This is a genomic window from Corynebacterium sp. UMB8791 (assembly GCF_054166365.1).
On the sequence record NZ_JBSZCG010000114.1, the window covers coordinates 193,020 to 199,019 of the forward strand.

The window sequence follows — 6,000 nt, forward strand, 5'->3', positions numbered from 1 at the left end:
ACACTAGCCGGGCGCCCCGCAAGAAAACGAATCTATCCAAACATGCTGCGCGCAGTCTTGTAGCGGTGTTCAGGCACCGTCTTGAGCTGCGCAACCGCCGATCCGAGCGGCACTAAGTCGATATCTTCGCCATGGAGCGCGACGCAGGAATCAAAGTGCCCCTCATGAGCAGCACGTGCCGCATGTACGCCGTAGCGGGTAGCAAGGACTCGGTCGTACGCCGTCGGGGTACCACCGCGCTGAATGTGGCCGAGCACCGTGGTGCGGACATCATAACCAAGGCGACGCTTGATCTCGTCGGCGATAATCTGGCCCATCCCGTTAAACGTCTTGTGACCGAACTCGTCTTCTTCGCCAAGGCCCGCATCCATCGTGCCTTCCTTCGGAATTGCACCTTCGGCGACGACGATGATGCCGTACTTCTCGCCCATCTGGAAGCGACGCTCCATCGCCTTGCAGATATCAGCGATATCGAACGGATCCTCAGGAATGACTGTGTAGTGTGCACCACCAGCCATGCCTGCATGGAGTGCAATCCAGCCGACATGGCGCCCCATCACTTCAACAATCAGGATGCGGTTGTGGGATTCTGCCGTGGTGTGGAGACGGTCAATTGCATCGGTTGCGACCGAGACGGCGGTGTCGAAGCCGAATGTGTAGTCAGTGGCGGCAACATCGTTATCAATCGTCTTAGGCACGCCGACAACTGGAATACCGTTATCGGCCAACCACTTCGCTCCCTTGAGCGTGCCTTCGCCACCAATGGCGATCAGCGCGTCAACGCCGGCGTCTTCCATGTTGGCCTTAATGGTGTCAATCCCGGCCTTAAATTTGTCAGGGTGGAGACGACCAGTGCCCAAGATTGTGCCGCCGCGCAGCAAAATCGAGTCGATAAAGGCGTCATCGTAAAGGTCAATCCTGCGGTCTTCCATCAGTCCGACCCAGCCATCGAGGTACCCGACAACTGTCGAGCCATATTCCGCGCTGGCAGTTCGGACGATTCCGCGAATGACGGCGTTCAGCCCTGGGCAGTCGCCGCCGGAGGTAAGAGTGGCAAGTCGCATACACACAACCCTAGCGCTTCAAACGCAAAAGGGCTTATTCGTACCGCCCAAAAATTCAATACGCGCAGGTCACGGACGATAAATTGATGCTCTTATTTCGGTGCAGTTTTCCCGATACCGCCGCTAAGGTGTTATCAAAATGAAGAAACCCCCGAGGCACGAGGCCCCAGGGTTCAACAGATGGATGTGCCTGTTTATGCGCTTAACGCCCAGCTTCGAAAGCTGCACCAACGCGGTACAGGCGCTCATCCTCGAACGCAGGTGCAATGAGCTGCAGACCAACCGGCAGCCCAGTGTCGCTCGCGACTCCGGCAGGAACGCTCATGCCAGGCAGACCTGCCAAGTTCAGCGGCAAGGTGAAAAGATCAAAGTTGTACATCGCCAACGGGTCATCGACCTTCTCCCCAATCTTGAACGCCGTCTGGGGTACGGCCGGACCAGCGATGACATCTACCTTCTCAAACGCGCGACGAAGATCCTGCGCGATGAGTGTACGTACACGCTGCGCCTGTAGGTAATACGCGTCGTAGTAGCCGACGGACAGAGCATACGTGCCGAGAATGATGCGGCGCTTCACTTCCGGGCCGAAGCCATCGCCGCGCGACGACGCCATAACCTCCTCTGCAGAGTGCTTCCCGTCATCGCCCGTGCGGAGGCCGTAGCGCATGCCGTCAAAACGCGCGAGGTTCGACGAGACTTCCGACATCTGGATGATGTAGTACGCCCCCATAACGTCGTCGAAGCTCGGGCAGTCAACCTCCACGATCTCTGCGCCCTGGCGCTCAAGCTGTGCGAAGGCGGCGTCGATACGCTCAGTAACCCCTGTCTGCGTGCCCGGACGCGAAAACTGCTTCACGCGCCCAATCTTCACCCCAGACAGGTCCCCCGAAGCACCCTGCTCGGCGGCTGCTGCGAGCTCCCCCACCGGGGTATCCACACTCGTGGCATCGAACTCGTCGTGACCACCGATAACTTCATGCAGCAACGCCGTATCTAGGACGTTGTTCGCACATGGTCCAACCTGGTCCAGCGAGGATGCACAGGCAATTACTCCATAGCGCGAAACACCACCGTACGTGGGCTTCACGCCGACAGTCCCAGTCAGCGACGCAGGCTGGCGGATGGAGCCGCCGGTGTCGGTACCAATGCCCAATGGCGCCTGGCCAGACGCAAGCGCAGCAGCCGTACCGCCACCGGAACCACCCGGGACACGCTCAAGGTCGTGCGGGTTGCGGGTGACCTGGTACGCAGAGTTCTCAGTGGAAGAGCCCATCGCGAACTCATCGAGGTTTGTCTTGCCCAAAATCGGGATCCCAGCCTCGCGCAGCTTTCGTACAACAGTCGCATCGTATGGACTGCGGTACCCCTCCAGCATCTTCGATGCTGCGGTAGTTGGAGCGTCGGTGGTGACCAGCAAGTCTTTCAATGCTAGTGGCACGCCAGCGAGCTTCGAAGCAGGTGGCTCACCCGCAGCTACCTGAGCATCAACCGCGTCGGCTGCAGCGAGCGCCTCCTCGGCGCCGACATGCAGGAATGCCCCGAGTTTCTCGTCAGTCTCAGCAATACGATCCAAGAACGCCTGGGTGACCTCACGCGACGTCAATTCACCGGACTGAATCTTCTGGGCAAGCACGTGAGCCGGAAGCGAAACGATGCCTTCAGTTGGAAGCGTGTACTCAGTCATGCTTACTCACTTTCTCCGAGAATCTGCGGAACTACGAAGCGCTCTTCATCAACCTCTGGGGCCTGGTCAAGAGCCTGCTCCTGCGTCAACGTCTTCTTTTCGACGTCCGGCCGCATGCCGGCGTCAATCGCATGGGGGTGGCTCATCGGCTCTACCCCATCAGTGTCGACCCGTTGCACCTTCGAAACAGCGTCAACAATGGTGTCGAGCTGCTGGGCGATCTGGTCAAGCTCATCCTCCTGCAACGCAATTCGCGCAAGGCGTGCGATGCGGGAGACCTCATCGCGTGAAATCTCAGCCAATGTGAAGTCCAATCTTTACCGTAGGTTAGCCACTAAAACGTGTTCATTCTACGTTATCCCTAGAAGCCACACCGCACTAGGCAACACCACGCGCCGAAGCGTCGCCTTTTCACTATATTTTTACAACTGAATGCATATATTCATGCAATTGGCAGCATTTAGCCGGTCTCCAATGCTATAAAAGAGCCTATGTCTTACCTCGTACGAGTGACCTTGCCCGACTTACCCGGCAGTCTTGGCGAACTCGCAGAAGCCTTCGGCGTCATCGACGCAAATATTCAATCCGTCGATATTGTCGAGACTGATCCGAGTGGCACCGTCACTGACGACATTGTTGTCAGCCTGCCAACCGGAACGATGGTCGACGCATTAATCACCGCCGCTTCCGCCATCGACGGTGTCGAAGTGGATTCAATTCGCCCCTTCGATGGGCGCGTCGACCGCAGCGGCCACATCAGGATGCTGGCAAAGATCGCAGAACTCGACAAAAGGCCAAAACAAGCCCTCGATGAGCTCACAGTCATGATCCCGCAAGCCATGACCTCGTCGTGGGCTGTCGTGTTGCAGCACACTCCGGAGGGGCTTCAGCGTTTGTGCGCATCCCAGGCCGCGCCCGAAGATGACCAGTCCCACCCCACCATGCCACCCCTCGAGCATGCGCGAGTACTTGTTCAAGACAACGACGCCTGGACGCCCGAAGCGTGGTGGCAGCTCGACACCGCGCTTGCCATCACTCCGCTGGGCACCTCTGGCTACATCCTCGTCGTCGGGCGTATCGGTGGACCCGACTTCCTCGCATCAGAGGTGGCGCAAATCGGAGACCTGGGAACCATCATCGGCTCCATTTTGTCCTAGTTCTCCACCCCTTCTGGCCCCTGCTCAAGCAAACGCGTGAACTCGTCCTCACTTAATATCCTGAGGCCGAGGTCGCGTGCCTTTTGCTCCTTAGACCCGGCATTTTCCCCTACAACCACATAGTTGGTCTTCTTCGACACAGACCCCGAGGCCCTTCCTCCACGCGAGACAATTGCCTCCTTCGCGCTATCTCGTGAGTACCCTTCCAGCGTTCCCGTCACAACCACGGTAATCCCCTCGAGGGTTTGCGGTGCCACGTCGGCGGCATCGATCTCCATCGTCACGCCAGCGGCAGTCCACTTTTCGACGATGTCGCGGTGCCAATCAACGCGAAACCACTCCTGGAACGATTCTGCAATGATGGCGCCTACTCCGTCTGTTTGCGCGAGGTCTTCCAGCGGGGCGTCGATAAGTACTTCCATGCTGCCGTATCGTGAGGCGAGCGCCCTGGCGGCGGTCGGACCAACGTGCCGGATGGAAAGCGCGACGAGGACCCTCCAGAAATCGGCATGCTTCGCCATGGCAAGGTTCTCCAGGAGTTTCCTGCCTGAAGCATTCACGGAACCTTTCTTTGTCGTGTACACCGCTGACTTCTTCAGGTCCTCCTCGGTGAGGTCAAAGAGATCGCCTTCGTCTTGGATGACGCCGTTGTCGATCATGTCCTGCGCACCTTTTTCGCCCAGCGCCTCGATATCAAAGGCCCCGCGACTGGCAAGGTACTTCAAACGTTGCGCGAGCTGTGCCGGACAGGAACGAGTATTCGGGCAACGCCAGTCAGCATCGCCTTCCTTCGCAGGTGCCAAAGTCGCCCCACAGCTCGGGCACTCCGCGGGGAACACGAACTCGTGCTCTTCCCCGGTGCGAAGGTCTGCGACGGGTCCCAATACCTCTGGGATAATCTCGCCAGCTTTTCGCACTACGACCGTGTCGCCGATCAGCACACCCTTGCGGCGAACCTCAGTTGGGTTGTGGAGCGTTGCCATGGCAACAGTGGTTCCTGACACGAACACGGGCTCCATCACCGCGTACGGCGTAACGCGCCCGGTTCGTCCGACGGACACCTCGATGTCAAGCAGTTTCGTCGTAACCTCCTCCGGAGGGTACTTGTAGGCAATCGCCCACCGTGGCGCCCGCGACGTCGCCCCCAGCTGTCGCTGTTCCTCTACCGCGTCGACTTTCACAACGAGGCCATCCATCTCGTGAATTGCATCGTGGCGGTGCTGCTCCCAATATCGGACAGCTTTCACCACATCGTCAACGCTAGCTGCGCGCTTTGTGTATTCAGACACTGGCAACCCCCAAGCTGCCATCTGCTCGTAGGCTTCGTGCTGGGTCTTCGGGGCAAACCCCTCGCGCGCACCGATGCCGTGACAGATCATGCGAAGTTTGCGCTTCTTGACGTCCTCGGGGTCTTTCTGCCGCAACCCACCTGCTGCAGCGTTGCGCGGGTTCGCGAACGGTTTTCCGCCCTCTTCAATGCGCGCCGCGTTCAAATCTGGGAAGTCCTCAGGCCGAATGAAAACCTCGCCCCGGACCTCGACCAGAGCGGGGACTTCACCTTTGAGCTGGTGCGGTATATCCTCGATGACTTTTGCATTAGCCGTAATATCCTCGCCAACGCGCCCGTCGCCACGCGTAGCTGCTCGGACTAGCTCACCATGTTCATACACGAGGTCAATCGATAGCCCGTCAATCTTCAGCTCAGTGAGGTACGGGCCGGGAGTTTTTGCCAACCAGTCCCGCAACTCGGCTTCCGAGAACACGTTATCCAAACTCATCATTCGCTCAAGGTGCTCGACATCAGCGAATGCGCCGTCTGTTGGGGCACCAACCTGCATGGTTGGCGAGTCTGGCACTGCTAACTCTGGATGCTCTTCCTCAAGCTTGACCAAGCGTTGGAAAAGCTCATCAAACTCGGCGTCACTAATGACGGGTTGGCTGTTGTAATACAGGTCCCGGTGGTGGCGTACTTGGCTAGCGATGTCATCCCAGAGTCGACGCACTTCAACGTCATTAGCAGGCAATTCGTTCATGTTTTCGTTCATAACGTGCAAGTCTAGCGCCTCTATCGGACACGGTTAGTAAGGTAATGAGC

Annotated in this window: 5 protein-coding genes; 1 reads left to right on the forward strand and 4 read right to left on the reverse strand. The window is 58.3% G+C overall.

From position 1 onward, the window contains the following. Positions 1–32: 32 nt before the first annotated feature. The 3 genes from ACXIUA_RS06365 to gatC all read right to left on the reverse strand — a co-directional run bounded on the left by ACXIUA_RS06365 (position 33) and on the right by gatC (position 3,050). Positions 33–1,064: a 6-phosphofructokinase gene (locus ACXIUA_RS06365; protein ID WP_457976396.1), complete on the reverse strand. Its 1,032-nt coding sequence runs from the start codon at positions 1,062–1,064 to the stop codon at positions 33–35. Positions 1,065–1,266: 202 nt separating this feature from the next. Beyond that, on the reverse strand, positions 1,267–2,748 hold the full coding sequence (gene gatA / locus ACXIUA_RS06370) for an Asp-tRNA(Asn)/Glu-tRNA(Gln) amidotransferase subunit GatA (RefSeq protein ID WP_457976397.1): 1,482 nt from the start codon (positions 2,746–2,748) through the stop codon (positions 1,267–1,269). A gap of 2 nt (positions 2,749–2,750) precedes the next feature. Beyond that, a complete protein-coding gene (gatC, locus tag ACXIUA_RS06375; RefSeq protein WP_457976398.1) occupies positions 2,751–3,050 on the reverse strand; it encodes an Asp-tRNA(Asn)/Glu-tRNA(Gln) amidotransferase subunit GatC in 300 nt (99 codons plus the stop codon). Between the two features lie 189 nt (positions 3,051–3,239). Between gatC and ACXIUA_RS06380 the strand changes: the two genes are divergently transcribed. Then, the gene (locus tag ACXIUA_RS06380) at positions 3,240–3,905 is read left to right on the forward strand and encodes an amino acid-binding ACT domain protein (protein WP_457976399.1); all 666 of its coding nucleotides are present in this window, start codon (positions 3,240–3,242) and stop codon (positions 3,903–3,905) included. On the opposite strand, the gene ligA is transcribed toward ACXIUA_RS06380, so the two are convergent. Next, positions 3,902–5,938 (reverse strand): NAD-dependent DNA ligase LigA, encoded by a 2,037-nt coding sequence (gene ligA, locus ACXIUA_RS06385; RefSeq protein ID WP_457976401.1) that lies wholly within the window; start codon positions 5,936–5,938, stop codon positions 3,902–3,904. The two genes, ACXIUA_RS06380 and ligA, sit on opposite strands and share 4 nt — an antisense overlap. Positions 5,939–6,000 lie beyond the last annotated feature (62 nt).

Bases quoted from the DNA above. Each gene is read 5' to 3' on its own strand.
- ACXIUA_RS06365 (WP_457976396.1), bottom strand. From the start codon at position 1,064: ATGCGACTTGCCACTCTTACCTCCGGCGGCGACTGCCCAGGGCTGAAC.
- gatA (WP_457976397.1), bottom strand. From the start codon at position 2,748: ATGACTGAGTACACGCTTCCAACTGAAGGCATCGTTTCGCTTCCGGCT.
- ACXIUA_RS06380 (WP_457976399.1), top strand. From the start codon at position 3,240: ATGTCTTACCTCGTACGAGTGACCTTGCCCGACTTACCCGGCAGTCTT.
- ligA (WP_457976401.1), bottom strand. From the start codon at position 5,938: ATGAACGAATTGCCTGCTAATGACGTTGAAGTGCGTCGACTCTGGGAT.